The 4356-nt window shown below is 72.3% G+C and carries 4 protein-coding genes; all 4 read left to right on the top strand.

The genetic code is table 11. The annotated features are described in order from the left end of the window. Nucleotides 1-462: 462 nt before the first annotated feature. On the top strand, nt 463-1503 hold the full coding sequence (locus C667_RS20695; protein WP_004381468.1) for an aminoglycoside phosphotransferase family protein: 1041 nt from the start codon (nt 463-465) through the stop codon (nt 1501-1503). A 17-nt stretch (nt 1504-1520) separates the two neighbouring features. Beyond that, nucleotides 1521-2204, top strand: a complete 684-nt coding sequence (gene murU / locus C667_RS20690) for an N-acetylmuramate alpha-1-phosphate uridylyltransferase MurU (protein ID WP_004381466.1) — start codon at nt 1521-1523, stop codon at nt 2202-2204. A 305-nt stretch (nt 2205-2509) separates the two neighbouring features. Beyond that, a complete protein-coding gene (locus tag C667_RS20685; protein WP_004381464.1) occupies nt 2510-3853 on the top strand; it encodes an aminopeptidase P N-terminal domain-containing protein in 1344 nt (447 codons plus the stop codon). Next, on the top strand, nt 3846-4356 hold a 511-nt coding region (locus tag C667_RS20680; RefSeq protein ID WP_004381462.1), incomplete at its 3' end, for an FAD-dependent monooxygenase. The genes C667_RS20685 and C667_RS20680, both read left to right, overlap by 8 nt.

Raw genomic sequence — 4356 nt, 5'->3', positions numbered from 1 at the left:
GGCCGCGGGCGCAGGCGGGGCGGCCGTGGCCCGGGCGACGTCCTCGGTTGCGGTGGCGGTCACGGGCGGCGTCGGCGTCGTGGCAGGCTGTGGCGTCGGCGCAGCCACCGGCGCGGGAGCGGGAGCGGGAGCGGGAGCGGGAGCGGGAGCGGGAGCGGGAGCGGACACCGGCTCCGGAGCGGGCGCCTTCGAGGCCTGCGCAGCGGAGGCCGGCGTCACGGCCCGCGCAGGCGCAGCCGTCGGAGCCGGGCGCAGCAGATCGGGCGCCACCTGGAGCGTCGGCAGGGATTGCGCGAAAGCGGCACCCGACAGGCCCAGCAGAAGCAGCGGAATCAGACGAATGCGCGTATTCGGAAGCATGCGGATCGAGCCCTTGCCGTCGTTCGCGATGCGCGTACGCCCACCCGAACCACCGTGTTGATAAACTCGCGGATTCTACACGAACCCCTGCGGAGATCCGGTTTGCATCGCCTCGAACAACTCAGGACCTGGCTCGCCGCCACCCTGCCCGGCCAGTCCTTCGAGCTCGCCCCGGCCTCGGCCGACGCCAGCTTCCGCCGCTACTTCCGCGCCACCTTCGCCGACGGCAGCCCCTCGCGCGTGGTCATGGACGCCCCGCCCGAGAAGGAGGACGTGCGCCCCTGGCTGCATGTCGCCGAACTCTTCGGCGCTGCCGGCGCCCATGTGCCCGAGGTGCTCGCGCAGGACCTCGACCAGGGCTTCCTGCTGCTCTCCGACCTCGGCTCGACGACCTACCTGCAAGCGCTGAAGGCACACGACGATCCGCAGCAAGCGGCCCGGACCGCACATCACCTGTACGCGGACGCGCTCGGCGCGCTCGCCGCCATCCAGTGCGCGAGCCGCCCCGGCGTGCTCCCCGAGTACGACCGCGCGCTGCTGCTGCGCGAGCTGCAGCTCTTCCCCGAGTGGTACATCGCCCGCCACAAGGGCGTCACCCTCACCGCGGCCGAGACCGCGATGCTGAACACGGCGTTCGAGCGCATCCTCGCGGTGAACCTCGGCGAGCCGCAGGTCTTCGTGCATCGCGACTACCACTCGCGCAACCTGATGCTGCTCGAGCCTGCCGACGGCCGCGGCGCCAACCCCGGCATCATCGATTTCCAGGACGCGGTCTTTGGTCCGATCAGCTACGACCTGGTGTCGCTGTTCAAGGACGCCTACATCCGCTGGGACGAGGAGTTCATCCTCGACCTGCTGATCCGCTACTGGGAGACCGCGAAGAAGCTCGGCCTGCCGGTGCGCGCGGAGTTCGCCGACTTCCACCGCGACTTCGAGTGGATGGGCGTGCAGCGTCACATCAAGGTGCTCGGCATCTTCGCCCGCCTCTGCCACCGCGACGGCAAGGACGGCTACCTCGCCGACATGCCGCTGGTGATGGACTACCTGCGCCGCGCCTGCAAGCGCTGGCGCGACCTCGGCCCGCTGCTCAAGCTGCTCGACCGCCTCGAGCCCGAGGAGACCCAGGTCGGCTACACCTTCTGACCGCCATGACGAAAGCGATGATCCTCGCCGCCGGCCGCGGCGAGCGCATGCGCCCGCTCACGGACCACACGCCGAAACCCCTGCTCGAAGCCGGCGGCAAGCCCCTGATCGTGTGGCACATCGAGCGCCTGCGCGGCGCCGGCTTCACAGAGCTCGTCATCAACCACGCCCACCTCGGCCACCGGCTGGAAGAAGCGCTGGGTGACGGCGCAGCCCTCGGCGTGCGCATCGCGTGGTCGCCCGAGGCCGCCGCACTCGAGACCGCTGGCGGCATCCGCCACGCCCTGCCGCTGCTCGGTGGCGCACCCTTCGTCGTGGTCAATGGCGACGTCTTCTGCGACGCCGACTTCACCGCGCTGCGCAGCGCCGCCCAAGACCTCGAAGCCGACGGCCCGCTCGCCCACCTGCTGCTGGTGGACAACCCCGAGCACCACCCCGAAGGTGACTTCCGCCTCGACCCGGACGGCCGCATCCACGCCGACGGCCAGCCGCGCCTGACCTTCTCCGGCCTCGGCGCCTACCACCCCGCCCTGTTCGCCGACCTCGCCGACAACACCCCCGCCAAGCTCGCCCCCCTGCTGCGCGAAGCGATGAACGCCGGCCAGGTCGGCGGCCAGCACCACGCGGGGCGCTGGATCGACGTCGGCACCCCGCAACGCCTGGCCGAGCTCGATCGAGAACTGCAACGCGGACAGGGCTGAACTGGCCGTGCCGCTCCACCGCCCATTCGCGGCTGCCGCCGCTCCTACAGGAACCGACGCGGCGTGGATGCCATGTAGGAGCGGCGGCAGCCGCGAATGCGGCGGTTCAGCGCGCGCCGTGCCTGCAGGCTCGGGCCGGAGCGCGGCGGTGTCCGCATCTGCAGGCGCTTCAGGAACCAACGCGACCGGGATTCCCCCGCAGGAGCGCCGGAAGACGCGAACCGGCGCGCCAGGCCGCAGCCCGGCACCCCGGAAGCCTCGCTGCATCAGAGCCCCCGCGCCCTCCGCGTGACATAATTCCGCCCATGAACGCACCGAGCCTCCCCTCCGTCGACACCACCCCCTTCCGCGCCCGCCGCGCCCGGCTGCTCGCGCGCATGCAGGCCGCCGGCGGCGGCGTCGCCATCCTGCCCACCGCCCCCGAGCGCGTGCGCAACCGCGACGCCCACTACGCCTACCGCCACGACAGCTACTTCTACTACCTCACCGCCTTCCGCGAACCCGAGGCCGTCGTCGTGCTGGTCGCCGGCAAGGAGACGAAGCAGATCCTCTTCTGCCGCGAGAAGAACGAAGAGCGCGAGATCTGGGACGGCTACCGCTGGGGCCCCGAGGCGGCGCGCGAGGCCTTCGGCTTCGACGAGGCGTGGACCATCGGCGACCTCGAAAAGCGCCTCCCCGACACCCTCGCCGACCAGCCCCTGCTGTGGACCAGCCTCGGCTACGACAACGACTGGGACGCGAAGGTACTCGGCGCGCTCAACGCCGTGCGCGACAAGGCCCGCAGCGGCCTCACCCCGCCGCACTCGGTGCGCGACCTGCGCGCCGAGCTCGACGAGATGCGCCTGGTCAAGGACGCTTCCGAGCTCGCCACCATGCGCCGCGCCGCGCAGATCTCGGCCGCCGCGCACTGCCGCGCCATGCGCGCCACCCGCCCGGGGCGCTTCGAATACGAGGTCGAGGCCGAGCTGCTGCACGCCTTCCGCGCCGCCGGCAGCCAGGCCCCCGCCTACACCAGCATCGTCGCCGGCGGCGCCAACGCCTGCGTGCTGCACTACGTCGACAACGACCAGCGCCTCGATGACGGCGACCTGCTGTTGATCGACGCCGGCTGCGAGCTCGACGGCTACGCCTCGGACATCACCCGGACCTTCCCGGTGAACGGCCGCTTCTCCGGCCCGCAGCGCGCGGTCTATGAGCTCGTGCTCGCCGCCCAGGCCGCCGCGCGCGAGGCCACCCGCCCCGGCGCGCACTGGAACCAGCCGCACGACGCCGCGGTGAAGGTGCTCGCCCAGGGCATGCTCGACCTCGGCCTCCTCCAGGGCAGCCTGGACGGCGTGCTCGAGAACGGCGACTACCGCCGCTTCTACATGCACCGCACCGGCCACTGGCTGGGCATGGACGTGCACGACGCCGGCGAATACAAGCTCGGCGGCGAGTGGCGGCCGCTGGCCGAGGGCATGGTGCTGACCATCGAGCCGGGCTGCTACATCCGCCCCGCCGACGACGTGCCCGAGTCCTTCTGGAACATCGGCATCCGCATCGAGGACGACGCGGTCGTCACCGCCGGCGGCTGCGAGCTGATCACCGGGGACGTGCCCAAGGCGGTCGCGGACATCGAGGCATTGATGCGGGACATCCCCCATGGCTGACGAAACGCACGACCGCGTCCATGACCTGCTGATCGTCGGCGCCGGCCCGGTCGGCCTCGCGCTCGCGCTTGCGCTCAAGGACGCCGGCCTCGACATCGTGCTCGCCGACGCGCGCGCCCGCGAAGCGGTGACGAAGGACCCGCGCGACCTCGCGCTCGCCCACGGCACCCGGCTCACGCTGCAGCGCCTCGGCGTGTGGAATGGGCTGCCGAGCACGGCGATCGAGCACATCCACATCTCGCACCAGGGCGGGCTCGGCCGCACCCTGATCGACGCCGCCGAACACGAGCTGCCCGCGCTCGGCTACGTCGCCTCGGCCGGCGCGCTCGCCGCGGCCCTGCGCGAGGCGGTCGATGCAGCGGGCATCCCGGTGTTCGACGAGACCGAGATCACCAATCTGGCCGCCGGCGAGGACGACGTGATCGCCAGCCTCGCCGGCGCCGGCCGCCCCACGCCCACGCTGCGGGCGCGGCTCGCCGCCTGCGCCGAGGGCGGCCTGCGCG

The organism is Thauera phenylacetica B4P, assembly GCF_000310225.1.
Classification (GTDB): Bacteria; Pseudomonadota; Gammaproteobacteria; order Burkholderiales; family Rhodocyclaceae; genus Thauera; species Thauera phenylacetica.
The sequence above is the reverse complement of the archived record's forward strand: the minus strand, read 5'-3'. Positions and strand labels throughout refer to the sequence as shown.